The following is a 26067-nucleotide window of genomic DNA, read 5'->3' on the forward strand; positions in this document are numbered from 1 at the left end:
TCATATAAAAAGAAGCCAATTATAATTGGCTTCTTTTTATATGAACGAATATTTACAATAGTAAGAAAAATAAACTATAATGAAGTGAGGTTTACTTTTTTTAGAAAAGGAGGGAGATGGCATGGAGCGCATGTTTCGCGTTCTCGGCTTTTGGACTGGAATTTTCTCGGTTATGTTTTACGTAGGGGATATGCACTCGACCGCACTACTATTTTTAGGACAAACAGGATTCTTCGTACTTTTAAGCTATTTAAATTTAACAGAGCGTATGTATATATACGTATTTGGGGCATATTTAACTGTTTTCTTCATAGGATTTACATACTACACGACGTTTTTACTTGTCCCTGGGGCTGGACATTAAAAGATGGCATTTTGCCATCTTTTTTTTAATTCCGCAATCTCCTAGTTGACTTATAGGTTTTATTACCTTATATTCTATATAACAGATTGGAATTAGGGGGAATCAACATGAATACACTGCTTGTCGGAATTAACGTTGCAGTCATGCTCATTTTAGTTGGCGTATTATATTATATGCAACGTAAGCATGTATCTTTTAATAAACGCGTATTTACCGCTTTAGGAGTCGGAATTATCTTCGGTCTTATATTACAATTTATTTATGAGCCAACTTCTAAAGTAATTATTGAATCAAATACTTGGTTTGGCTTAATCGGTAACGGTTATGTGAAGTTACTTCAAATGATCGTTATGCCACTTATTTTAGTATCTATTATTTCAGCATTTACAAAATTACAGTTAACGAAAAACCTTGGTAAAATTAGTGGTCTTATTATCGGAATTTTAATTCTTACTACAGGAATTGCTGCAGCTGTCGGTATCGCTGCAAGTGCAGGATTTGATGTATCTGCAACTGGTCTGCAACAAGGTGATGCAGAATCTGCTCGTCTGAAGCTAGTTGAAGAAAGATTTACTTCCATTGAAAAAACAACAATTCCAGATAAATTATTAGAACTATTGCCTACAAATCCATTTCTTGATTTAACAGGCGCTCGTCCAACATCAACAATTTCTGTTGTAATATTTGCAGCCTTTATCGGCATCGCCTTTATAGGTGTAAAACGAAAATATCCAGAACAAGCAGAGCTATTTAAGAAAATGCTTGATGCTGTATATGCAATTGTAATGCGTATGGTAACATTAATTTTACGTCTTACTCCATACGGCGTATTAGCTCTTATGGCAAAAACAGTTGCTGGTAGCGATATAAATGCTATTTTAAAACTTGGTAACTTCGTGTTAGCGTCTTACGTGGCACTTATCGTAATGTTCGTTATCCACTTATTATTAATTGCTCTATCTGGTTTAAATCCAATTCAATATTTAAAAAAGGTGTTCCCTGTATTAACATTTGCATTCACATCTCGCTCTAGTGCTGGTGCAATGCCATTAAATATTGAAGCGCAAAAAGAAAAGCTTGGTATTTCTGAAGGGATTGCAAACTTCGCAGCATCATTTGGAGTATCTATCGGACAAAACGGTTGCGCAGGTATTTATCCAGCGATGCTTGCAATGATGGTCGCTCCAACTGTAGGAATCGATCCATTACAACCACAATTTATTTTAACTTTAATCGCTGTCGTTGCGATTAGCTCATTCGGTGTTGCCGGCGTTGGTGGCGGTGCAACATTCGCAGCGTTAATCGTACTATCTACAATGAACTTACCAATCGGTATTGTCGCTCTTGTTATCTCAGTTGAACCATTAATCGATATGGGGCGTACAGCTCTTAACGTAAGTGGTTCTATGACAGCAGGTCTTATTTCTAGTAAATGGCTTGGTGAATTAGATCAAGATACGTACAACCAAGATGATACAAAAACTGGTGAAATTGCTTCATAATAAAAAGGACGCTAACAAAACTGTTAGCGTCCTTTTTTAGTTCTTTTCATCTTCCTCTTTATCTTTTATACATAAGGCATAACATATTGTTTCAAACACTATGTATAGATATAAAGAAATTACACCGTTTTTCATTTTTTTAATAACTATTAATTATAAACTACAGACTAACTATTATTCCTCACCTGCAAACTGTAAAAATTCTTCCAACCGCTCCTTTAACTCCTCCTCTATCTCACAATAAGATTCATCAACAAGTTCACCACTTAACTCACTTCCCCAAAACCTTATTTGAAGTGGTACTCCTAAAAAATAACTACAACATTCCCAGATAGGAACTGTATAAAATTCAATCATCTTTCCTTCTTCATCTAATACAGCTATCGAAATGGATGAAGAATATCCTGTTTCAAAAGGATTTTCTTTATCTCTGATGAGTTCTATAAATAATTCCATGTTTTTTTCTATGTACAAATGTGAATAATCTTTAAAAAGTTTAAATGCTATTCTCTCTATTTCCTTCTCCATGCATTGAATGTTCTCTTTTAACTCCAATGTAAAATCTCGTTCTGTATACTTCATCTCCGTCTCCTTACACATAGAAAAAGAGAATACAATAACATATTCTCTTTCCTCACATATATTTCATTATCTCACAGCCCGTCCTTTTCACAAATAACCATTTTGTTCGCACCATTTATGAAATTGTCCTACGTCTACTCCAACTAACACGATATCCTTTAGCTCTACATCAATGATTTGTTCTCCAATTACAATAGCAAACTGCGATTCTAATTTTGTCTCGTTTTTCTTTACAATTCCAATTCGGTTCCGATGCGGTCCATCTTTTATATATGCTTTTTGTCCTACAATATCAAAGTTCAAGATCTTCACCTCTTTTACTGCGCTCAAATTGGAAATACGATCTCCACCTCGGAAAATTTCCTTTCATTGCACTATTTCTCTATATATATGACGAAACAATAAAAGAGTCCTTCCTTCTTTACAATTATTTTTTCTTTGTTTCATTTTTGTGATTGAAACGTAAAGTTTATAATAAAATACACTTGGAAGCGCTTTCTATGTAATTTTTTATGTTATAATGTATAAGTAGAACTTCGTAAAGAGGGTTAAAAAAATGAATACAAAAATGATAAAAAAAGTAATTGAAGCATTAAAAGTATATGGCTTTCAGAATGTATCATTCTGTGACAAAACGAAGCAATTTTTATTTCATAACGAAACCGATATTATGAGCGGCTATGCAGAAATAACATATAGTAGTCAATTTGAAAAATTCAACGTACAAATTCATCCTATTGAAACGCATCACCAAGCAGAGTTACAAGAGGTTGAAAGACATATACAAGCCTGTATAAGAAAAGTGGAATATTTAAACGCACTTCTTAGCGGACAAACAAAACTAGATGATAAAATTATTATAATGTAAAAAAGAACGTGATAGCCTCACGTTCTTTTTTTACATTATACGTTCATCTTTTCCTTCAGTTGTAATCCTGTAATAGACTCTAATACATCCATTGCTTCTCCAAATGTCATGTCAAAAATTGTTTTATCTTCTATGTATGGAAACTGTCTGAAACGCTTTTCTAACATTTTCACAGCATCCGACGTAAAGTGTGCACTATTAATGCTAAATTCTGTTTCAAGAAGAACGATCCAATCTAACACATGAAAACCTAATCCATTTACGAATGAAATAAGTTTTTCTTCTGGCTGTGAAGATAAAAATACGTGTCGTTCCATCTCACTAAAAAGTTCTTCTCCTAAAATATGAGCTAATTCATCATCATGTTCGCGGTCAATGATTTCTTCATAACCATAATCATCTACAAGCTCCTCAACTTCTTCACTATCTGCAAAAAGTAATTGGCTAAGAAGTGCCTCTTTCTTAAATTCACTATTTTGTACGACTTCTAAAAAGCTCGTTTCCCATCCATTTTCTAATTTCATATTATGTACTCCTTTATATATGTTTCTTATCATCACTGTACCCAAAAGATCACTTTTATAACCTTGTAGATAGTTACTATTATTTCACATGATTCATAACATAAGATGCAAATTCTGCTGCATCTCCTTCAAAAATATTTATTTCTGGCAAATGATAGAACGTTGTTTGGAGCAGGTTTCCTTCATGATATACATATATATTTTTCTCTAGCGCAATCGCCATTCCAAACTCTGTGTGGCTACCGTTTCCACCATCTAATATAAGTAAAAATACATCCGCTTCTTTAATAGCATTCTTTTCTGCCTGACCAATTTCTCTTAATTGCTCTTGATTCACAGCTCTTTCGTTTCTTGTCCAATCATATGTATGGTGCCATCCTGCATGTTTCAGTTCATTTGCTATAGAACGTACAAGGTGTTTATTTTGGAATCCTGAGGCGATATAAAAATTCATTTATATACACTCCTTCATTATATAAGGGGGAAACTCCATTTTAGCGTTATTTGCTATAAACATAATAAAGAATAACTTCAAAAAAATCCCCATCTTTAAAACTTATTTGCGTTTAAATGATGGGATGCCTCATGGTCTTCTTTTATTTTTTGTTTTTTATAACTTTCATCAGCTAACATTTCTAGTTCAGCTGTTATTTCTGATTTTTCAAGCTCTCTTTCTTGCGAAAACTTCCTTGAAATATAAACAATAACACTACCAACGTACAACACAAAGCATATAATAAGTGCAGTATTTTCATAGAGACTTAGCTCCAACACAGTCACTCCTAATCCATTCGTATTTTCACGCTTCATTAATTGGAATTTCCCTACTAATCCATTTGCTATTGTAACATAAAAACACCGTTTCTTGGAATCTTTCACCCTATTAAAAGAGGCATGATTGTTTCATCATGCCTCTGAAATATGTTGAATGATTGTTTGAATTGCTTCTTTTCCATTATATTTTTTTAGAGCTGTTTTATACATTTCATTATTTTGATTTAATTCTTCGACATGCTTTATAAGAGATTTCACAGTCACATCTTCTTCATACAATACGGAAGCATATCCTTGTCTTTCAAAAGACTCTGCATTTAGTATTTGATCTCCACGACTTGCAAATTTCGATAGTGGAATTAAAACCATCGGCTTTTGCAATGTTAAAAACTCAAAAATGGCATTAGAGCCCGCACGTGAAATAACAAAATCTGTTATCGCTAATATGTCTGGCAGTTCTCCATGTACATATTCAAATTGTCTATATCCTTCTTTATTTTGTAAACCTTCATCAAGATTACCTTTTCCGCAAAGGTGAACAATTTGATATTTTTTCAGAAGTTCTGGTAACGCTTCTCGAACCGTTTCATTAATTTTTTTTGCGCCCAAACTTCCTCCCATGATTGTAATAACTGGCTTTTTACGTGAAAAACCTAAAAATGCTAAACCTTTTTCACGATTTCCCTTTAGTACTTCTTCACGTACAGGAGATCCTGTGTAAATTACTTTTTCTTTCGGTAAATGTTTCGCAGCTTCTTCAAATGTAACAAATATTTTCGAAGCGAAACGGAGCGCAATTTTGTTTGCTAGTCCTGGCGTCATATCAGATTCATGTAATAAAACAGGGACTCTATTTAGCCATCCTCCAATTACGACTGGTACAGATACGAAACCACCTTTTGAAAAAATCACATCCGGTTTTAGTTTTCGAATCCTTACATACGCATCCATAACACCCTTCATCACAAGAAAAGGATCTTTTATATTTTTCAAATCAAAATAACGGCGTAGCTTTCCGCTGGCAATACTATAGTACGGAATGCCTTCCTTTTCTATAATCGTTTTCTCAATTCCTTGATGAGAACCAATATAAGAAATATCCCAATTCTGTTCTTGTAAATGTGGAATGATGGCTAAATTAGGTGTTACATGCCCTGCCGAACCGCCACCTGTAAAGACTATTTTTTTCATACGTCTCCCCCTTCTAGACTATAATACACTAAAATATCTTGCCTCGGGGTGAGAAAATACCATAGCCGTTACAGACGCTTCTGGCTCCATCATAAATCCTTCCGTTAATGAAATACCTATTTCCTCTGGATGAATTAAGCGAAATAGCTTTTCTTGATCTGCGAGTTCTGGACATGCTGGATAACCGAAGGACACTCGTATTCCTCTATATTTCGTACGGAAGCGTTCTTCCATTGTCAGTTCTGGTGAATCTGGAATACCCCAACGATCACGAATAAGCATATGTGTCTTTTCAGCAAGTCCTTCTGCTAGTTCGAGCGCTAACGATTGAATGGCATGACTGCGTAAATAATCACCTTTCGCCTTCCACTCTTCAGCAATGTCACGAACACCTTCTCCAACCGTAACAGATAGGAAAGCAACATAGTCCATCTCATCTCCGACTGGGCGTAAATAATCACCTAAAGTACGATATGGTGCTTTTCCTTGTCTTGGGAATGTGAAACGTTCTATAACACGCGTATGATCTTCTGGATCATATATTACAATATTCTGTCCGTCGCTTTGCGCTGGGAAAAATTGATACACTGCTTTCGGTTTTAACCAAGATTGTCCTTCCTGCAATAATTCATCTATTAAATCATTTAATTCATGCGCTCTTTTATCTCCCTCTCGCAAAAGTTTCTTCACACTTCCCTTTAGGCCAAGGTGATGTCCAAGCAGCATTTGTCTATTTAGAAATGGCGCGAGATGTGAAACAGGAACATCTCTTAATACAATTCGTTTTGTTGAATCCGGCACGATAACCTCAGCCTTCGGTAATGGCTCAATTACTGCTGGAATTTCTACTTTCTTCTCTTCTTTTGTTACGATATGAAGATGACGTTCCTTTTTATCCTGCTTCATCTTCTCACGCTCTTCTTCTTTTTGAAGCTTATTAATAATATCAAGCCCCGTCATCGCATCACTCGCATAACATACGAGACCTTTATAAGATGGCGAAATGCGATTATCTGTAAACTTTCTCGTTAACGCTGCCCCGCCTACAACGATTGGAATATCAATATCCGCCGCTTTTAAATCTTCTGCAGTCGTTACCATTTGTTGAGCCGATTTTACTAATAAACCAGAAAGACCTATAATATCAGGCTTCTTTTCTTGTACTTCTTGCACAATTCGATCCGAGCGAACATTAATTCCTAAATTAATAATCTCATATCCGTTATTTGCTAAAATAATTTCAACGAGATTTTTCCCAATATCATGTACGTCACCTTTTACAGTTGCTAATAATACTTTCCCTTTTTTCGCACTATCGCTAGATTCCATATGTGGCTCTAAATAACTTACAGCAGCTTTCATACTTTCAGCACTTTGCAATACTTCAGCAACGATAAGCTCATTATTATTAAATAATCGTCCTACCTCATCCATTCCTGTCATAAGCGGACCATTAATAATATCCAAAGGTTTTCTTCCTTCTGTAAGTGCGAGACTTAAATCCTCATGTAAACCTTGTTTCGTACCTTCTACAATGTAATTTGCTAGCCTTTCATCAAGAGTTAATGTTTCTTGAATAACGACATCTTTCTTTTTTGCCACGCGATAGAAGTTTGTAAATTTTTCTAACGTCTCTTGCGTCGTTTCAAAAAGCAATGCATCTGCAAGGCGTTTTTCTTCATCAGGAATTGACGCATAACGCTCTAATTTTTCCGTATTTACAATCGCGTAATCTAACCCTGCTTTCGTTGCATGATATAAAAAGACGGAATTTAACACTTCGCGGCCAGCTGGTGGTAAACCAAATGATATGTTACTTACACCTAAAATCGTTAAACACTCTGGTAACGCTTCTTTAATAAGGCGAATCCCTTCTATCGTCGCAGCCGCCGAGCCAATATATTCTTCATCACCTGTCCCTACAGGAAATACAAGTGCATCAAAAATAATATCTGATGGGCGTATACCATATTTCGTCGTCAATAACTCATAACTTCGTTTCGCAATTTCTAGTTTTCTTTCCGCGCTTACTGCCATTCCATCTTCATCAATTGTCCCTACAACAATAGCTGCACCATATTTCTGAAGAAGCGGCGTCACTTTTATAAATCGTTCTTCTCCATCTTCTAAATTAATTGAATTAATAACAGCTTTTCCTTGAATATAAGTAAGAGCTCGCTCCATCACATTTTCATCTGTTGAGTCAATCATAATCGGTACTTTTAGCACTTTTGTAACTTCTGCCAAGAAGTTTTCCATATCTTCTATTTCATCCCGGTCCGGGTCTGCCATACAAATATCAATAATATGAGCATTTTTCTTCACTTGTGCTCTTGCGACTTCAGCAGCCTCTTCAAATTTCCCTTCTGCTACTAATCTTTTAAATTTACGTGACCCAATAACATTTGTTCTTTCACCTACAAATAAAGGTCTCATAGAGTCATCATATTGCAGTGCCTCTAATCCACTAACCCCGTGTCCAGCTCTTTCTTGCTGTCCACGAGGTTTAAGAGACGTTAATGCGGATTTCATTGCTTTTATATGTTCTGGTGTTGTACCACAACAACCACCGATAATATTAACCCATCCTTCTTCAGCAAATCGCTTCACTTTCTCGGCAAGCGAGGATGGAGATTCATGATAATGTCCATCTTCATCAGGAAGACCTGCATTTGGATAACAAGAAATGTAACACTCTGATAAATCAGATAGAGAACGAATATGGTCTCTCATAAACTCCGGACCAGTCGCACAGTTTAATCCAACAGATAATGGCTTCATATGTTCTACCGATAAGTAAAAAGCCTCAATTGTTTGCCCAGCTAGAGTCGTTCCCATTGGTTCAATCGTTCCCGAAATCATGATAGGTACAATTGTATTTAGTTCATCAAAAGCCGCTTGAATTCCAATATAAGCAGCCTTCACGTTACGCATATCTTGACTCGTCTCAACGAGTAATACATCCACTTCTCCTTTCAACAATCCTCTTGCCTGCCGCGTATAGGCTTCAATTAATTCTTCAAACGTTACACCACCAGTAACACTAATCGCTTTCGTTGTCGGTCCCATTGCTCCTGCAACATATACTTCCTTCCCGCTTTCTTCGACTGCTTGCTTCGCTAAACGCGCTGCCTTCTCATTTAGCTCCTCGTCTAAATGAGATAACTCATAATCACTTAGTACAATATTGGTTGCCCCAAATGTATTTGTTTCAATAATATCCGCTCCAGCTTTAATATAAGCTTTATGAATCTTTAAAATAACATCTGGTCTTGTTTCTACTAAATATTCATTACAACCTTCGTACTCCTCTCCTCCGAAATCTTCCGCAGTTAAATCCTCTTGCTGGATCATCGTTCCCATTGCACCATCTAATATTAAGATGTTATTTTGTAATTTTTCTTCTATACATTTCATCAATTAATACCTTCTTTCACTTCTTGCTTTTCTCTCACATATTTAACAAGATGTTCTGTAATTTCATATTTTAGAAATGGTGTAATAAGATAAATGCCGTTAAAATATTTCATCGCAGCATCGATCAATTCTTGAGAAATACGAATCCCTTCCTCAATTGCTGCCTCTTTCGTTTCATGTCCATCCATTCTCTCTCTTACTGCTTCAGGTAAAGTAATACCTGGCACCTCAAAATGAAGAAAATCTGCATTCCGTTTACTTATTAATGGCATAATCCCAATAAAAATAGGTTGTTCTAAATGCTTTGTCGCTTCATACACTTCTTCAATTAACGCGATATCATAGATTGGCTGCGTTAAGAAATATTCTGCTCCAGCATCTATTTTCCGTTCCATTCGCTTAACCGCTGCTTTTAAATGTCTTACATGCGGGTTAAATGCACCGCCCACAGAAAACCTGGTTGCCGGTCCAATGGATTTTCCTAAAACGGAACGCCCATCGTTCATTTCTTTAATCATTTTAATGAGCTCGATAGAGGACAAATCATATACAGAAGTGGCACCTGGAAAATCACCAACGCGTGCTGGATCACCAGTTAAAGCTAACACTTCTTCCATACCTAATGCTGATAGACCTAGTAAATGAGATTGTAGTCCGATGACGTTATGGTCCCTACATGTTAAGTGCGTCAATACCGGAATATCATGCTTCGTTAATAATGCTCCCATTGCCATATTCGAGATACGGGGCGATGCTAATGAATTATCTGCTAGAGTAATAGCATCTGCTCCAGCTCTTTTCAATGCTCTTGCACCTTCAAAAAATCGCTGCGTATCTAACGTTTTTGGTGGATCTAATTCCACTACTACTGTCGTTTTTTTTTTTGCTTTCTCTGCTAAAGTGACATGAGCTTTTGAACGTTTCTCATGTGTATGAACTACTTTCGGTCTTTGAACCGTATCCTTTTCTATTACAGGTGTAACATTTAGAGTAGCACGTTTCATACTTTCAATATGTTCTGGAGTCGTGCCACAACAACCACCCAATAACCGAATACCTTGCTCAATAAATTTCGGTGTCATCGCTTCAAAATAAGCTGGACTTCCCTCATATACGTATCGTCCCTCTACATAATTTGGGAGACCTGCATTTGGATATGCTGACAAGTAACCATTTTTCGGAATCGATATCATTTTAAAAGCTTCCGTCATATGAAGTGGCCCTAGTTGGCAGTTCAATCCAACAACATTTGCACCGTAATCTAAAAGCTGTTTTAATATTTCATTTACATCATTTCCATTTTGAGTCGTACCCGCCTCATGTAACGCCAATTGCGCTACAATTGGAATATTTGTTTCTTTTCGTAACACCTGGACAGCATGAAGTAATTCAAACTCATCATAAAAAGTCTCTAATAGCAGTCCATCAACCTGTTCTTCTAATAATGCACTTGCCTGTTCCAGTAACATAAATTCTCGCTCCATATCAGTTGTCGTAACCGCCCCGATATGTTTCATACCACCAATTGTGCCTAAAATTGCATTTCTGTCTGTAACAGATGCTTTCGCCAGTTTTACTGCCGCTCTATTAATTTCAGTAACTTGATTTTCTAATCCATACATACGTAATTTCGCTTCATTTGCTCCGTACGTATTTGTTTGAATCACATCTGCCCCAGCCGCTACATATTGCTTATGAATCGATATAATTAAATCTGGATCAGATATATTCAATTCTTCAAAACTACTTTGCAAACCATGTGAATGTAATAACGTCCCAACCGCACCATCACCTATTACAATTCCTTTTGATAATAAATCTAGTAATTTCACAAATCTCCCTCATTTCTATCAATATAAAAACCCCCTCTTCACTTTGAAGAGGGGGACATAATCGATCCTCCTCTTATTATGCAAAACATTCGTTTTGCAGGTATTAGCACCGTTTCAAACATTTCGTTTGAAGGTTGCCGGGTTTCACAGGGCCTTTCCCTCCACCGCTCTCAATAAGAGTTTGTCTTTATTATTTTATTTATGTAGCTAAAAGGAAATGCGTTCCCCTTTTAACAATGTTTGTTAATTTTTTTATAAATTTAGCACGCACAAATACAAAAGTCAATGACACTTGCGGAAAAATAAAAATTATTTAAAATAAAGTTGCAATTCAATTATCTTTTGTTGTAAAGTTAAAAACATAATAAAATTTCATACGAACATTCTTATCTAGAGAGGTAGAGGGACTGGCCCTATGACGCCTCAGCAACCATTAACATTTGTTAATAAGGTGCTAATTCCAGCAAATTGTGAAAGATTTGACAGATGAGAAGAAGACTCTATTCAAACCGAAAGCCTTCTTCTTAGAAGGCTTTTTTTATTTTATATTCAACTAATGGTTCAATTTAAAAAGGAGGAATTTTCACATGTCAACTATCGAAACAAAATTAGCGCAAATCGGAAACCGGAGTGAAACTACAACAGGAACTGTTAATCCACCTGTTTATTTTTCAACTGCTTATCGTCACGAAGGAATTGGTAAATCTACTGGATTTGATTATTCACGAACTGGAAATCCAACGCGCGGCCTATTAGAACAGGCAATCGCAGACTTAGAATGCGGCGAACAAGGTTATGCCTGTAGTTCAGGGATGGCAGCCGTTCTTCTTGTCCTTTCCCTATTCCGCTCTGGAGACGAACTTATTGTTTCCGAAGATTTATACGGTGGCACTTATCGATTATTTTCTGAGCACGAAAAAAAGTGGAACGTTCGATGTAGATACGTAAATACACAATCTATTAAACAAATTGAGCAAGCCATCACAACGAAAACGAAGGCTATTTTCATAGAAACTCCAACTAATCCATTAATGCAAGTTACCGATATTGCCGCTGTTGCAACTGTAGCGAAAAGACACGGACTACTTCTTATTGTAGACAACACATTCTACACACCTTATATACAGCAGCCATTAACAGAAGGTGCCGATATCGTACTTCATAGTGCAACGAAATATTTAGGTGGTCATAACGATGTACTAAGCGGACTTGTCGTTGCAAAAGGAAAGGAACTTTGTGAGGAAATCGCTCATTATCATAATGCCTCTGGTGCCGTCTTAAGTCCATTTGACTCATGGCTATTAATTCGTGGTATGAAAACGTTAGCGCTTCGCATGAGACAACATGAAGAAAATGCAAAAGCAGTTGTTGCTTATTTAAATGATGAGGATGGGGTGACAGATGTATTTTATCCTGGAAGAGGCGGCATGATCTCATTTCGTCTGAAAGATGAAGCATGGATTAATCCATTCTTACAATCTTTATCCTTAATTACATTTGCCGAAAGTCTCGGTGGTGTTGAAAGTTTAATGACATATCCAGCAACGCAAACACACGCTGATATTCCTGAAGAAATTAGAACAGCAAACGGTGTATGTAATCGTCTTCTTCGATTTTCCGTTGGTATTGAAAATAATAACGATTTAATTCAAGACTTAAAGCAAGCCATTAAACTTGTAAAAGAAGGTGTAAGAATATGAGTTATTCTATAGATACACTCTTACTGCACAACCAATATAAACATGACTCGCAAACAGGAGCTGTTAACGTTCCCATCTATAACACATCAACATTTCACCAATTTGATGTAGATACGTTCGGGAAATATGACTATAGCAGGTCAGGCAATCCAACTCGTGAAGCTCTTGAAGACATCATTGCTTTATTGGAAGGCGGAACAAAAGGATTTGCCTTCGCATCAGGAATTGCAGCGATTTCTACTGCATTCCTCCTCCTTTCACAAGGTGATCACGTACTCATTTCAGAAGACGTATACGGAGGGACTTATCGAATGATAACTGAAGTTCTCTCCCGTTACGGTGTTTCACATACATTCGTTGATATGACCAATTTAGAAGAAATAAAGCAAAACATTAAACCAAATACAAAACTCTTTTATGTAGAAACACCTTCCAATCCACTTTTAAAAGTGACAGATATTCGTGCTGTTTCTAAACTTGCAAAATCTATTGGCGCCCTTACTTTTGTTGATAATACATTTTTGACACCACTATTCCAGAAACCACTTGACCTTGGCGCTGATGTCGTTCTTCATAGTGCCACAAAATTCATTGCCGGTCATAGTGATGTTACTGCCGGATTAGCAGTTGTAAAAGATGCCAATCTCGCTCAAAAACTTGGCTTTTTACAAAATTCATTCGGCGCTATTCTAGGCCCGCAAGATTGTTCTCTCGTACTTCGCGGTCTAAAAACATTGCATGTACGTCTTGAGCATTCAGCTGCTAATGCCAATAAAATTGCACACTATTTACAAGAGCACGCTAAAGTTCAAAATGTCTATTATCCAGGATTACAAACACATCTTGGATTTAACATTCAACAATCTCAAGCTACATCAGCAGGAGCTGTCCTATCTTTCACTTTACGATCAGAAGACGCACTTCGCCAATTTTTATCAAAAGTAAAATTACCTGTCTTTGCGGTTAGTTTAGGGGCTGTCGAATCGATCCTTTCCTACCCAGCTAAAATGTCACATGCAGCACTGTCGCAAGAAGCTCGTGATGAAAGAGGGATTTCAAATTCATTACTTCGGCTATCCGTCGGTCTTGAAAATGTTGACGATTTAATATCCGATTTTGAAAATGCCCTTTCTTATGTAGAAGAACCTGTAAATGCATAGAGAGCAGAGAAGATATGAAATTAAGTTATCATATCTTCTTTTTTACGCTGATAAGTATATTTTTCACCCTTCGTATAATTCATAAAAAAATGACAGATCACTATCTATTTTCAAGTAATGAATTAATTGATATATTAAGAAGTAAAAAAGGGGCAAAATAATGGATACATGTGCAGATGTTTTAATCGTTATCGATTTACAAAATGGAGTATGTTATAGTGAGGAGAATTTATTTAATTTACAAAATTTACTTACAAAAGTAAATAAAAGAATTTCTTCATATAGAAAATCAAATAAACCAATTCTTTTCGTTCAACATTGTGATGATGATTTAGTACCTGAAAAAGAACTTTGGGCTATTCATTCAGATTTAGATGTTCAAAAACAAGATTTTTTTGTAAGAAAAACACATGCCAATTCTTTTTATAACACAAACTTGAAAGAGATTTTAGATCAATTATCTGTACATCGTATTGAATTTTGTGGTGCTCAAACAGAGTACTGTATGGATACCACGATTAAATTTGCCCATGGACTAGGGTACGAAAACTTCATGGTCCAGAAAGCAACCTCTACGTTAAATAATCCATTTATGTCCGCAAAAGAGACAATTGATTTTTATGAAAATATATGGAACCACAGATTTTTAAAATTGATGAAAGATGAAATCCAGAATACATAACTAACGTCTTGGTAATTCTAAGATTTATCAGCTATATTCAAACATTTCATTTTCACCATGAAGAAGCTGACTACATTCAGCTTCTTTTCTTTTAACCTGTTTTATATTCTATATATAACATTATAATTCCTTTGTCATATTATTTTAAAAATTTTGTATATTCATTTGAAAGAATAAGAAAATCATGATAAAATTGTGTTACAAATATATCTATATCTTTCAATTTTTAAAACGCATCGAAATTTTCACCCAAAAATGTCATTTTACAAAACCGTGCTAAATTATCTACTTTATTTACATCAGGGTCTCTTTTCTTACAATTTCTTTACTTTAGGAATGTTTTTCTGCAACAACTGTTTTCTTTTCTTTAATTTTTTGGTATGTATAGTATGGTATAACAGCTCACACGGAGGTGGAAAAGAACATGTTAGAAACCTTTCAAAAAGAAATAGAACTATATGAAAGCAATGCAGAATTATTGAAAGTACTTGCTCATCCTGTTCGCTTATGTATTGTAAAAGGATTAATTGAACGTGGTCCAAGCAACGTTTCTACAATGTACACTGGCTTAAACATGCCACAATCTACAATTTCACAGCATTTAGCAAAGTTAAAAAGTGCTAAAATCGTTTCAAGTGAAAGAAAAGGATTGGAAATTTATTACAAAGCAGAAAACGAAACAATTATTCAACTCGTTCGCGTATTATTGGGTTAGGGACTCATAGACAGAGAAAAAGGACGTATTTTATATTTTTCATCTCATATCTTTAATATAAATATATATCATGAGAGGAAATATATGATGCTACATAAGTCGTATTAAAAAACAAGACACAGAACTATGCTGTGTCTTGTTTTTTTATATTTTTAAATACCGATCCAAGTGTAACTGTTGCATATGTTTCGTATGTATAACAACATCACATGCACTCCCTAATCCTCCGCTCAAAATCATAGAATGAACTGCACGATTTTGTTTTTGAATTTCAGAAAAAGGATCCCTATCTTGATGATTCGTAAGCAGCTCTAGTATTCCTGCCGCTAACAAAAACTCAGATTGTTTCTTATGCCATACCATATTCATACCTTGCAGGCTAAATATTTCTTTCAGTTCGTCCCAATGAATATGAGTAGTAAGATCCATTTCACCTGGATACGCTAAAGGATTACGAATTAACTTATGCTCGTAATATCCTCGTAAACTACCTTCTTGATGTGCAGGATGCATCCATTCTTCTTTTGTATATCCATAATCAACTGTAATACATACACCTCGTTGAAACCATTTCACAATTTCTTTTATATATTCTTCCATCGCAATCGGCACTTCAAAACGCTGACCTTCAGCAAGATGAATATTATATTTCAATAAGTATCGACCAATTCCTTTATGTAACGGCCTACATACTTCTGCAAGTTTCCCTTCCTCTGTGTACGTAACACGTACTTCATACAATATTCCATTTCTCTTCTCAATTACTTCAACAGGAAATGCATCAAATAACTCATTCGAAAAAAGAATCCCCTCGAACGATGCTCCCATTTCACTATGCGACGTATAATATGACACATTAGAAAACGAACAAAGAGTTTTTTGCTGCAATTTTCTATGAAAAGGGCTCATTTCAATTATCGAATAGTTTAAATCAATAAAGGTTTCCGGTGATAATTGCTTCCATTCTTGTAAAACATCATAGGCAAACCTTCCTGTCCCCCCACCAATCTCACAAATATGTGGAACAACTTCACCATTTTCAACAAGACGAATAAAAAACTTAGCAAAGGTTTTTGCAAACACAGAGGATACGTTGCTACTTGTAAAAAAATCCCCTTGTCTTCCTATTTTTTCACGTTCTTTCATATAATATCCATGTTCCTCTGCGTATAATGCGAGGTTCATATATGTACTGTATGAAATTGAATAATCCTTTTCTTTTTCCATCCATTCTTTTAAAATGAGCTCCATCTCCATACTAGCTCCTTACTGTAAAAATGGATTATTTTCTTTTTCAAAACCAATGCTTGTTTCTGGACCATGTCCACATAACACCGCTGTTTCATCAGGTAATACAAATAATTTCTCTTCAATACTTCCAATCAATTCTGCAAAACTTCCACCAGGTAAATCTGTTCTTCCAATACTCATTTGGAACAATACATCTCCAGAAAATACAGCATTCGCCTCTTTACAGTAATAAGAAATACTACCTGGAGAATGTCCTGGTGTCTCAAAAATTTCAAAGTTAAATGAACCAATTGCTAATGCACCTTCTGCATCAATAATATGATCTGCTGGTTTTGCTGTAATGCTGCGATTCATCATAAAGATTTGAGAACCATTTACAGTTGCATCGCCTAACCAATCTGCTTCTTCTTTATGTACGTACACAGGAATATGAAAAGCGTCTCTTACCGCATCAACAGCACCAATATGATCAAAGTGAGCATGTGTTAATAAAACAGCCAGTGGCTTTAATTGTTCTTCTTGTAAATATGTAACGAGCTTCTCTCCTTCGTGACCAGGATCAAAGATAATACACTCATTTTGCTCATTCGTTAAAATATAAGCATTTGTTTGTAATGGGCCTAACGGCATTTGTATCCATTTCATATGAAAATCTCCTCCAATTATTAAACTTACTTTCAATGATACAACATTTTTTTCTCTTAGGAAAAGAAAGGATGCTATCTCGACAATCATTTTTAAAACATGTACAATATAAAAGAGTAAATATTCCAAAAACTCATATTAAGGAATGGGTAGACAGAGGAGGATATTGTATGGGCCTTGTTATTATTTTTACGCTTGTCACTCTGTTAGCTGTATTTGCTACGCTTAGAACACTTCGCGAAAAGAATTTTCTCGCGGGCGGCTTTGCAATTGCAACTGTACTCGTTTTCGGATGGTTTACAATCATGACTGTTCTATATAACGGGTACCCACCAGCAGCTTAATTCATTTACATGCTCGTCTTCATCAAGATTTCGCACAAAAAGAGGAAGGGTTCCCCCTTCCTCTTTTCATACCTCACAACTTATATCATCTTCGCTTCGTATTTGTGCTTTTTTACAAGCCAAGCTCCTCCGATAACACCTGCATCATTACCAAGTGTTGCAATAGCTAACTTCGTGCTCTTTACAGCACGTGAGAAAGCATATTGCTCAAAATAGCGTTGAATTGGTTCTAATAGTGCATCTCCAGCTTTAGAAACGCCTCCGCCAATAACGATTTTCTCTGGGTTCAACGTGCTAGAAAGATTCGCTACAGCTAATCCTAAATAAGAAGCTACCTTTTCTACTACTTCGCCTGCTAGTTCATCACCTTGTCCATGTGCTTCAAATACGTCTTTTGATGTGATACGTCCTTCTTCTGCTAACATAGAACGTAGAATACTTTCTTTATCAGTCTCTTGTATTTTTTGCATAGCAACACGCACAATACCTGTTGCAGATGCTACAGTTTCTAGGCAACCAGACTTCCCGCAATTACATGGGAAAGCATTCTCTGTAACGACTGTAATGTGTCCGATTTCACCAGCAGCACCGCTTACGCCGTGTACAATCTCTCCATTGGCAATTACACCGCCACCAACACCAGTGCCAAGCGTCATACAAATTAAATCTTTTGCTCCTTCACCAGCACCTTTCCACATTTCACCAAGCGCTGCTAAGTTCGCATCATTATCAATAACAACAGGTAATCCTGTTTCTACTTCTAATAAATCTTTTAACGGATAGTTCTTCCATCCTAAGTTAACCGCTTCATAAATCATTCCAGACGCCACGTGTACAGGGCCAGGAGCTCCCATACCAATACCGATTAACTTACTTTTTAATTCGCCTAACTCTTCTAACTTTTTATCAATAGCTTTCGCTACATCAAGTGTAATATGTTTTCCTTGCTCATTTGTATTCGTAGGGATTTCCCACTTATGTAAAATTTCACCGTATACATTAATAAATGCTAATTTAATCGTTGTACCACCAAGGTCAACACCAACTAACCATTTCTCTTCCATGTTGCTTACCTACCTTTATCTAATTCTTATTTAGCTCTTTTTGAATTTCTTGCTTCAATAAAAATAAAGCTGTTTGATAGTCTTGTGGATCGATTAGCTGTGATTGATTTAATTCACGCAATTCATCTTGCATTAATTGTAAATCTGCAATTCGATCTCCCGTATAAATAATCGTACCAAATTTCTTTAGCAATTGCTGAATATCATATATAGATACCATTTCATCACCCTCTATGCTCACTTACTATAAAAAATTATAATAAGAAAACGTTCACATATTTTATTATAATCAAGAAGAAAAAGTCTCGTCAATTTTTATTTGTCTATACAAGCCCATTTTTAACCATTGTTCCTTTTTCTGTAATAATTTTTTCTACATTTTTATCAAACGGCTCTATTGGAATATGGTCTACCATTTGAAAACTATAAGCTAATGATAGCGTTTTCCCTTTATAATGCATGAGATAACGATCATAATAGCCACCACCATATCCAATCCTTTCTCCTCGCTCTGTATAAGCTACGCCTGGCACGATTTGAAGGTCAATTTCATCTGCATTCACTTCTTCCGTAAGCGCTGGAATTGGCTCACGTAAATTCATATACACTGTTTCTAACTGATCAAAATTGCTAATTTTCCTAAAGGACATTGTTCTTGCTTCTTTATTACACTTCGGAACAACAACTTTCTTTCCTTCTTCCCAAGCTTTTTCGATAATAGGATATGTATTCACTTCATTTTCCATTGAGAGAGTGATTCCAATTGTTTTAGCTTCAGCCCACTCTTTTTGCTCATACAAAGAAAATGCTATTTGCTCTGATAAAGTTGTATATCGTTCTTTTGATAAAGAATTCATGTGCTCTATTATTTGTTTACGTAAACGTAGTTTCTCTTCTCTCACACATTTCCCCCCTCACAGTGATACTTTGCTCTACGATGATAGTGTATCACTTTTAAGAGAGGAATCGAATAAAAAAAGAAACAGTAGGAAAATATTCCTACTGCTTACTTTGTTTCACGGTGTAACGTAGACTTCTTGTCACGCTTGCAATACTTTTTAAGCTCGATACGCTCAGCGTTGTTACGTTTGTTTTTCTTTGAGATATAGTTACGATCTCCGCATTCTGTACATGCTAGAGTAATATTCACACGCATTCTTATTTCCCTCCAGTACTAATAACTTAAATCAGACTATACTATAATACCACTTTTAAAATAAAAATTCTACACCTTTTGATATTGTCTAATTTTTTCTATAAGATTTTTCATGTTTTCCCTTGCTATTACTGGGTTTCTAGCATGTGAATACACTAAAAATTTCGGTTGTTTTGTGTCAGAAACGATATAAGACCACTCTTTTTCGGTATATTTGAACTGTACTCCTTCAAATATGCCTTCTTCCTTCCTTTCGATATCAGCCAATAATTTCCTCATCACTTTCCCTTTTTCATTCCACGAACATACAACTTCATCACAAAGTAAATAAAGCGGCGGCGATTGCTCTACTATGCTGAGAAAGGTTTTTCCCTGCAATGCTATTAACTCAAATAATTTTCCAATTCGATATAAAATATCTCGCTTCCATCTCGCTTGAAACGATTTTTTTTCATCCTGCGTATAAAACAAAAGGTAACATTCTCCTAATTTCAAAGACATTGGGTAAATATTTCCTGCCGATTCCAGTAATAAATCTGGTATATCTACCTCTTCAAAATTTGTTCCTTGGTAAATATTACTATGATTATCATATAACTCGAAATAATTTCCTTGCTCTGAAAACATAAGCGCCATATTTGCTTTACTTGATTTCATCAAAGCTTTCACATGATCCTTTTGTTCGCCTGCATAAATCCACGTAACTGTGCATCCGAGCCTTTGCAAAAAGAGCATAAGCAAATGTTGTAACATATCATTTCTCTTATTAATAAGAAGATGGAACTTCTGTTTTTGTATTTTCTCAATATCAATACACTCTAATACAGCCTCTATATAATTATGTAAAGAAACGTGTACTAGTTTATTCCGCCCCATTTCCTTCTCACATACGTAATAAAACGACTCAGACATATACACTTGTTCTATCGCTTTTTGCTGCTTATACGTTAACTGTGCCCCATCCTTACCATACAACTTTATAACAATCTCTTTTTCTTTTTCCGCTTGAATGAAAACCCCGCCCGCACATTGCAAATCTTGAATGCTGTACTGAAAAAGTGATTCATTCATTTCTTTGCATTCCATCGTATGAATCCCAATACCATGAATTGCATGAAGAAAAAGATTTTTATAAGAAGTCGTTTCTATATGTTCTTGACTCCCGATTAATATACTTTCCCCTTTTGTGAAAAGAGATCCGTACGCCATCGCAACCTTTACAATAAATTGAGGCGTAATCTCCACATTACCTCTTCCTACAATGCGGCTTTTTTGCAACCATCCTGCACTCTTCTCACTTTCTTGAACACCAGCCGATCCTACTACCGAATGACTATCAATCGCCTTATATGGCCATAGTTTTCCCTTTTGCTTAATTACCGTACTTTTCCCTATATGACAATGGTCCGCTACAATGCTTTTTTGAAACAATGTAACGTCGTCTTCCACCATTGTATGTTCTCCTATTGTCGTTTCTAGTAACTCACAATATTTCCCAATGTGCGCATTCGCAAAAACAATACTTTTTTGAAGATGAGAATAACTTGAAACAACACTATTTTTCCCGATAATAGAGTACGGCTCAATTACAGATCCAGCACCAATTCTTGCTCCCTCTCCAATAAAAGAAGGGCCGTGAATTTTCGTTCCTTTTCCAATCGTTACCCCTTCTCCCATCCATACCATCGGCAATACTTCGGTATAAGGAATAGGTACTTGCAATTTTTTCGTTAACAAATCAAATTGGGCTTGTCGATATTGATCAAATGTACCGATATCTAACCAGTAACCTTCTGACAAATATGCCAATAATACATTCTTATCTGCTAATAAGGGAAACACATCTTGACTGAAATCAAAAAATTCTCGGGGTGGTATGTATGAAAAAATTTCTGGCTCCATAATATATATACCTGTATTCACAATATTAGAGACCACTTCATTCCAACTCGGTTTTTCAATATATCGTGTAACCTCTTGTTCTTTGTTCATTACAACTAAACCGAATGAGAGTGGATTTTCTACTTCCTTTACAAACATAGTTACCATTCTTTTCTTTTGTTCATGAAACGTAATTCCTTCTGATAATTGAAAATCAGTTAACGCATCCCCACTTATGACAACAAACGTTTCATCCAAAAATTTTTCCGCTTGTTTAATACTCCCTGCAGTTCCAAGCGGTGGAGAGTCTTCAAAGTAGTACAAGTTAACGCCCCATTTGCTACCGTCACCAAAATATTGCTTAATAGCCGTACTCATATACTGAACAGTAATTGCAATCTCACGTATACCATGCTGACGCAATAACTCAATATTGTATTCTAAAACCGGCTTTTCTAATAATGGCAACATCGGCTTTGGAGTATTACATGTTAATGGTCTAAGGCGTCGTCCTTTTCCTCCAGCTAAAATAACCCCCTTCATATACTTCAGCCTCCACTTATATAATGTTCAGTAACTTCATATACGATATGTATATTATCTACCCAGCATTAACTAGCAGTATAAAATAAAGTGAAACTTTAATCAGTGGGGGTTTTCTTCATCCCCTACTGATTATTAGCCTTGACCAATCGGGCCGACAGGCAGTAAAGTTCCCCTTATATACATTCACCTTTCAACAACCGAAGAAAGCGCTTACTAATAACTTTGTAAAATATTACTTAATAAGCGAATAACATATACGCCCTATTTTTTCCATTATATTATGATACATCTTATCATCATAAACTAAAGGAAACAACGAGCTTTTTTTGTCATGTTTTGACTAAAAAAAGCAGGTGATGTTTCACCTGCTTTTTTCTTTATTCATTTAATAAGTAATGCTTTCCTTTAACTAAATAAAAAACATTTTCAGCAATATTTGTAATATGGTCTGCTACACGTTCAATATATCTCGCTACAAAGGATAATTGTGTAATTTGTGTAATTGCTTCTGGTTGTTCTGGAACTGAAGATATAAATTCACGAATCGCTTTCCCATATATTTCATCAACAGAATCATCCATTTCGGCAATTTGCTTCGCAAAAGTTAAATTTTCTTGCTCATATGCATCTAGCGCTAACTGTAACATCTTATTTGCAATCGCAAACATCTCATCCAGATTGTGCAAACTAACAGACACGTCTTTTTCCCCGAGACGAATGGTTGATTTCGCAATATTAACAGCATGATCTGCAATACGTTCTAAATCTGTCGCTGTTTTAATTGAAATGAAAATCCTTCTTAAATCACTTGCTACAGGTTGCTGCTTCGTAATGAGCATAAGCGCAAGATCATTTATTTCCTCTTCTAAATTATCCATACGATAATCACCATCTATTACCTCTAACGCTTTCTCTACATCCTTTTTATGAAGGCCTTCCATAGCAAGCAATAAAGCTTCTCTCGCTAGTTCACCAAGCTCAATCACCTTTTGCTGTAACGTTTTTAAATCACATTGAAATTGTTCTCGTACCATTGTTTCTTCCCCCTCAATATTATGTGCCACTATATATAACTCTCCTACCTAGCCTACTTATAATAAGCCTTAAGATAGGAGAAGTATTACTTCTCTAATTTAAATGAGGTAAAAATAAGAAATACCCTCTGTTAAGAGGGTATTTGCTCTTAGCCTTGCTAGCGACATCAACCAAATCGGCCTGTAATATAATCTTCTGTACGCTTATCTGAAGGTGTCGTAAATAATTTATTTGTATCTGTATACTCCACAACTTCTCCACTTAAGAAGAAAGCAGTTTTATCTGAAATACGCGCAGCTTGTTGCATGTTATGCGTTACGATAACGATACTAAAATCTTTCTTTAACTCTTGAATTAATTCTTCTACTTTTAATGTTGAAATTGGATCTAGTGCTGATGTTGGCTCATCCATTAAAATAACGTCTGGTTCAATCGCTAAACAACGTGCGATACATAGGCGCTGTTGCTGTCCACCAGATAAACCGTATGCATTATCATGCAAACGATCTTTTAACTCATCCCAAATCGCTGCTCCACGTAAACTTTTTTCAACAATTTCATCTAACGTTTTCTTGTCGCTAATACCATGAATTTTCGGGCCGTATGCTACATTTTCATAAATAGATTTTGGAAATGGATTTGGTTTTTGGAACACCATTCCTACATGTGTTCGTAATTCTTCAACTGGGTATGATTTATCAAATATATTGCGCTCTCTATATTCAATTACGCCTGTAGTTCGCACGATTGGTACTAACTCTACCATACGATTTAATGTTTTTAAGTACGTTGATTTACCACAACCACTTGGCCCGATAATTGCTGTAACTTCATTCTCATGAATACTTAAATTAATATCTTTTAAAGCATGGTCTTCTCCATACCATAAATTTAAGTTTTTCGTATCAAATACTACTTTCTTTGGCGCAGTCTCGATTTTCTCCTCGTTTTTCACCTGTACATTTACTACTGTTGCTACCATTTGAATTCCCCTTTCATCCATTTCCAACTTATTTTCGATTTCGTAACCATAGGACAACTATATTGATCAAGAGCAACAAACCTAACAAAACAATCATCCCAGCAGCTGCTACATGCTGAAATTCTTCCTGTGGTCTACTCATCCAATTAAAAATTTGAATTGGTAAAACTGTAAATCTATCAAACATACTAAACGGAACATAATTTGCAAATGCAAGTGCCCCGATAACTAATAACGGTGCCGCTTCTCCAATCGCTCTTGATATCGCTAACGTACAACCTGTTATAATTCCTGGGAACGCATATGGCAATACAACTTGATACATCGTTTGCCACTTCGTAGCACCTAACCCGTAAGAAGCTTCTAATAATGACCTCGGTACAGATCGTATCGCTTCTTGACTCGCTACAACAACTGTCGGTAAGACGAGTAAGCTCATCGTCAGTGCCGCTGCAATAATACTCTCACCTAAATGAAGAGCGTATACAAAAATGGTTAAGCCGAGTAATCCAAATACGACGGAAGGTACTCCTGCTAACGTTTGATTATTAATTTCTATTACCTTTTTAAATATAGATTCCTTCGCATATTGCTCTAAATAAAGAGCAGTTCCGACCCCAAATATAAAGGAGAGTGGTATAACAATACTCATAAATAATATTGTTCCTGACAAAGCTGCAGCAATCCCAGCTTCTTTCGGATTACGCGAAGCGAAGTTTGTAAAGAAATCTAACGAAAGGTAACTGACACCTTTTCCAAAAATTTGAAAAAGCAAAATAAGCAGGATTACTATTGAAAACAAAATTGCCATATAAAATAACAATTTGTAAATTCGATCTTTTAAAAAACGTGATGCCATATTTTCTTGTATTTTTTTATGATTCAACATGCGCATATTATGTCACCCTCCTAAAGCGGCGCATAATAAACTGCGAAATGATGTTCATTATAAAAGTAAACAAGAATAACGTTGCGCCTACAGCGTACATGCTGTAATAAGTAAGTGTTCCATGCGGAGCATCACCTAAACTCACTTGCACAATATAAGCTGTTAACGTTTGAATAGAGTGTGTCGGATCGAGCGATACGTTCGGTGTGGATCCTGCTGCAATTACAACGATCATCGTTTCACCGATTGCTCTAGAAGCAGCCAATATAATCGCTGCCATAACCCCTGCGAAAGCTGAAGGAAACACGACTTGTTTTACCATCTCAAACCGAGTTGCTCCAAGTGCCAATGAAGCTTCTTTCGTTCCTTTTGCTACAGCTCTCATTGCATCTTCAGACAGAGATGCAATTGTAGGTATCATCATAAAGCCAATCACAATACCTGGGCTAATCGCATTAAAAAACTGTAAATCAGGTATAATCCGGTGTAAAAGCGGTGTAACAACTGTTAATGCAAAAAAGCCATATACAATTGTCGGGATACCTGCTAATAGTTCTAACATCGGCTTTAATACTTTTCTTACACTGTTTGAAGCATATTCGCTTAAAAATACGGCACACGCTAAACCGATAGGAATTGCTACGAACATGGCAATCGCTGTTACAAGGACCGTTCCACATATAAGTGGTAATATACCGAACTTAGGATCTTCAAAAAAAGGTAACCATTCTTTTCCCGTCAAAAAGGAGTGTAATGGTATTTTTTGAAAAAACATTATTGTTTCATTAGAAAGCGTAAAAATAATTCCAAGTGTCGTCGCAATAGACACGCTAGCAATTATTTTTAGTAATAATGGAACGATTCGATTGATTCGCTGCGTTTTTTTTCTATGTTTTGTATTTCTTTCAATCAAATGTTGTACAGAAAATGTAGTTTGACTTTTGTCATTATAAGCCAAAGATG

At 35.8% G+C, this 26067-nt stretch carries 27 protein-coding genes and 2 riboswitches; of the genes, 8 read left to right on the forward strand and 19 right to left on the reverse strand.

All coding sequences use genetic code 11. From position 1 onward, the window contains the following. The first annotated feature begins 121 nt into the window (after positions 1 to 121). Entirely contained in the window at positions 122 to 364 is a 243-nt protein-coding gene (locus MR079_RS18660) for a DUF2626 domain-containing protein (protein WP_000440714.1), read from the forward strand. A gap of 107 nt (positions 365 to 471) precedes the next feature. Next, entirely contained in the window at positions 472 to 1866 is a 1395-nt protein-coding gene (locus MR079_RS18665) for an L-cystine transporter (protein ID WP_001094339.1), read from the forward strand. Between the two features lie 174 nt (positions 1867 to 2040). On the opposite strand, the gene MR079_RS18670 is transcribed toward MR079_RS18665, so the two are convergent. After that, entirely contained in the window at positions 2041 to 2448 is a 408-nt protein-coding gene (locus MR079_RS18670) for a hypothetical protein (protein WP_062821281.1), read from the reverse strand. Positions 2449 to 2535: 87 nt separating this feature from the next. Then, positions 2536 to 2751, reverse strand: coding sequence for a DUF3912 family protein (locus MR079_RS18675; RefSeq protein ID WP_001008330.1), 216 nt, complete (start codon positions 2749 to 2751; stop codon positions 2536 to 2538). 253 nt (positions 2752 to 3004) lie between these two features. Here MR079_RS18675 and MR079_RS18680 point away from each other — a divergent pair, with 253 nt between their 5' ends. Continuing rightward, a complete protein-coding gene (locus MR079_RS18680) occupies positions 3005 to 3316 on the forward strand; it encodes a hypothetical protein (RefSeq protein ID WP_001093243.1) in 312 nt (103 codons plus the stop codon). A 35-nt stretch (positions 3317 to 3351) separates the two neighbouring features. On the opposite strand, the gene MR079_RS18685 is transcribed toward MR079_RS18680, so the two are convergent. The 6 genes from MR079_RS18685 to MR079_RS18710 all read right to left on the reverse strand — a co-directional run bounded on the left by MR079_RS18685 (position 3352) and on the right by MR079_RS18710 (position 11054). Next, positions 3352 to 3840, reverse strand: a complete 489-nt coding sequence (locus MR079_RS18685) for a hypothetical protein (RefSeq protein ID WP_242294416.1) — start codon at positions 3838 to 3840, stop codon at positions 3352 to 3354. Between the two features lie 79 nt (positions 3841 to 3919). Beyond that, positions 3920 to 4294 (reverse strand): nucleoside 2-deoxyribosyltransferase, encoded by a 375-nt coding sequence (locus MR079_RS18690; protein ID WP_001012337.1) that lies wholly within the window; start codon positions 4292 to 4294, stop codon positions 3920 to 3922. Between the two features lie 95 nt (positions 4295 to 4389). Beyond that, the gene (locus MR079_RS18695; protein ID WP_000817964.1) at positions 4390 to 4650 is read right to left on the reverse strand and encodes a DUF3966 domain-containing protein; all 261 of its coding nucleotides are present in this window, start codon (positions 4648 to 4650) and stop codon (positions 4390 to 4392) included. Between the two features lie 96 nt (positions 4651 to 4746). Next, positions 4747 to 5805 (reverse strand): undecaprenyldiphospho-muramoylpentapeptide beta-N-acetylglucosaminyltransferase, encoded by a 1059-nt coding sequence (murG, locus tag MR079_RS18700; RefSeq protein ID WP_242294417.1) that lies wholly within the window; start codon positions 5803 to 5805, stop codon positions 4747 to 4749. Positions 5806 to 5823: 18 nt separating this feature from the next. After that, a complete protein-coding gene (gene metH, locus MR079_RS18705) occupies positions 5824 to 9222 on the reverse strand; it encodes a methionine synthase (protein ID WP_139866662.1) in 3399 nt (1132 codons plus the stop codon). Then, on the reverse strand, positions 9222 to 11054 hold the full coding sequence (locus MR079_RS18710; protein WP_242294418.1) for a bifunctional homocysteine S-methyltransferase/methylenetetrahydrofolate reductase: 1833 nt from the start codon (positions 11052 to 11054) through the stop codon (positions 9222 to 9224). The genes metH and MR079_RS18710 overlap by 1 nt, the downstream gene beginning before the upstream one ends. A 70-nt stretch (positions 11055 to 11124) precedes the next feature. Further along, positions 11125 to 11234: riboswitch (SAM riboswitch) on the reverse strand. A gap of 203 nt (positions 11235 to 11437) precedes the next feature. Beyond that, a riboswitch (SAM riboswitch) is annotated at positions 11438 to 11547 on the forward strand. Positions 11548 to 11641: 94 nt separating this feature from the next. On the opposite strand from MR079_RS18710, the gene metI reads away from it, so the two are divergent. The 4 genes from metI (at position 11642) to MR079_RS18730 (ending at position 15311) form a co-directional block, all read left to right on the forward strand. Continuing rightward, positions 11642 to 12754, forward strand: a complete 1113-nt coding sequence (gene metI, locus MR079_RS18715; protein ID WP_139866660.1) for a cystathionine gamma-synthase/O-acetylhomoserine thiolyase — start codon at positions 11642 to 11644, stop codon at positions 12752 to 12754. Next, positions 12751 to 13914, forward strand: coding sequence for a cystathionine beta-lyase (gene metC / locus MR079_RS18720; protein WP_242294419.1), 1164 nt, complete (start codon positions 12751 to 12753; stop codon positions 13912 to 13914). The genes metI and metC overlap by 4 nt, the downstream gene beginning before the upstream one ends. Positions 13915 to 14074: 160 nt before the next feature. Then, the gene (locus tag MR079_RS18725; RefSeq protein ID WP_139866656.1) at positions 14075 to 14596 is read left to right on the forward strand and encodes a cysteine hydrolase family protein; all 522 of its coding nucleotides are present in this window, start codon (positions 14075 to 14077) and stop codon (positions 14594 to 14596) included. A 424-nt stretch (positions 14597 to 15020) separates the two neighbouring features. Beyond that, on the forward strand, positions 15021 to 15311 hold the full coding sequence (locus tag MR079_RS18730) for an ArsR/SmtB family transcription factor (protein WP_242294420.1): 291 nt from the start codon (positions 15021 to 15023) through the stop codon (positions 15309 to 15311). 144 nt (positions 15312 to 15455) lie between these two features. Here the strand turns inward: MR079_RS18730 and MR079_RS18735 are convergent, their stop codons facing one another. Next, positions 15456 to 16568, reverse strand: a complete 1113-nt coding sequence (locus MR079_RS18735) for a class I SAM-dependent methyltransferase (protein ID WP_242294421.1) — start codon at positions 16566 to 16568, stop codon at positions 15456 to 15458. A 9-nt stretch (positions 16569 to 16577) separates the two neighbouring features. Beyond that, positions 16578 to 17207, reverse strand: a complete 630-nt coding sequence (locus MR079_RS18740; RefSeq protein ID WP_000871248.1) for an MBL fold metallo-hydrolase — start codon at positions 17205 to 17207, stop codon at positions 16578 to 16580. 170 nt (positions 17208 to 17377) lie between these two features. Here MR079_RS18740 and MR079_RS18745 point away from each other — a divergent pair, with 170 nt between their 5' ends. Next, positions 17378 to 17551 carry a DUF2759 domain-containing protein gene (locus MR079_RS18745; RefSeq protein ID WP_000524853.1) on the forward strand — a complete coding sequence of 58 codons (174 nt, stop codon included), beginning with the start codon at positions 17378 to 17380 and terminating at the stop codon, positions 17549 to 17551. A gap of 80 nt (positions 17552 to 17631) precedes the next feature. Here the strand turns inward: MR079_RS18745 and glcK are convergent, their stop codons facing one another. From glcK to pstC, 9 genes are all read right to left on the reverse strand, one after another. Further along, entirely contained in the window at positions 17632 to 18615 is a 984-nt protein-coding gene (gene glcK / locus MR079_RS18750; protein ID WP_000391706.1) for a glucokinase, read from the reverse strand. A 19-nt stretch (positions 18616 to 18634) separates the two neighbouring features. After that, a complete protein-coding gene (locus tag MR079_RS18755) occupies positions 18635 to 18835 on the reverse strand; it encodes a YqgQ family protein (RefSeq protein WP_000253699.1) in 201 nt (66 codons plus the stop codon). Between the two features lie 103 nt (positions 18836 to 18938). Next, positions 18939 to 19517 carry a 5-formyltetrahydrofolate cyclo-ligase gene (locus MR079_RS18760; protein ID WP_001206422.1) on the reverse strand — a complete coding sequence of 193 codons (579 nt, stop codon included), beginning with the start codon at positions 19515 to 19517 and terminating at the stop codon, positions 18939 to 18941. Between the two features lie 104 nt (positions 19518 to 19621). Next, positions 19622 to 19771 carry a 50S ribosomal protein L33 gene (rpmG, locus tag MR079_RS18765; protein WP_001265616.1) on the reverse strand — a complete coding sequence of 50 codons (150 nt, stop codon included), beginning with the start codon at positions 19769 to 19771 and terminating at the stop codon, positions 19622 to 19624. 69 nt (positions 19772 to 19840) lie between these two features. Beyond that, positions 19841 to 22195: a sugar phosphate nucleotidyltransferase gene (locus tag MR079_RS18770; RefSeq protein WP_242294422.1), complete on the reverse strand. Its 2355-nt coding sequence runs from the start codon at positions 22193 to 22195 to the stop codon at positions 19841 to 19843. Positions 22196 to 22575: 380 nt separating this feature from the next. Beyond that, positions 22576 to 23232, reverse strand: coding sequence for a phosphate signaling complex protein PhoU (gene phoU, locus MR079_RS18775; RefSeq protein ID WP_000251231.1), 657 nt, complete (start codon positions 23230 to 23232; stop codon positions 22576 to 22578). Between the two features lie 167 nt (positions 23233 to 23399). Then, positions 23400 to 24215: a phosphate ABC transporter ATP-binding protein gene (pstB, locus tag MR079_RS18780; RefSeq protein ID WP_000226683.1), complete on the reverse strand. Its 816-nt coding sequence runs from the start codon at positions 24213 to 24215 to the stop codon at positions 23400 to 23402. Between the two features lie 28 nt (positions 24216 to 24243). Continuing rightward, positions 24244 to 25110 (reverse strand): phosphate ABC transporter permease PstA, encoded by an 867-nt coding sequence (gene pstA, locus MR079_RS18785; protein ID WP_139866650.1) that lies wholly within the window; start codon positions 25108 to 25110, stop codon positions 24244 to 24246. 1 nt (position 25111) lies between these two features. Next, complete coding sequence (pstC, locus tag MR079_RS18790) at positions 25112 to 26062, reverse strand: phosphate ABC transporter permease subunit PstC (RefSeq protein WP_242294423.1); 951 nt, start codon at positions 26060 to 26062, stop codon at positions 25112 to 25114. Positions 26063 to 26067: the final 5 nt, after the last annotated feature.

This window comes from Bacillus cereus group sp. BfR-BA-01381 (assembly GCF_022663555.1).
GTDB classification, from domain to species: Bacteria; Bacillota; Bacilli; order Bacillales; family Bacillaceae_G; genus Bacillus_A; species Bacillus_A pacificus.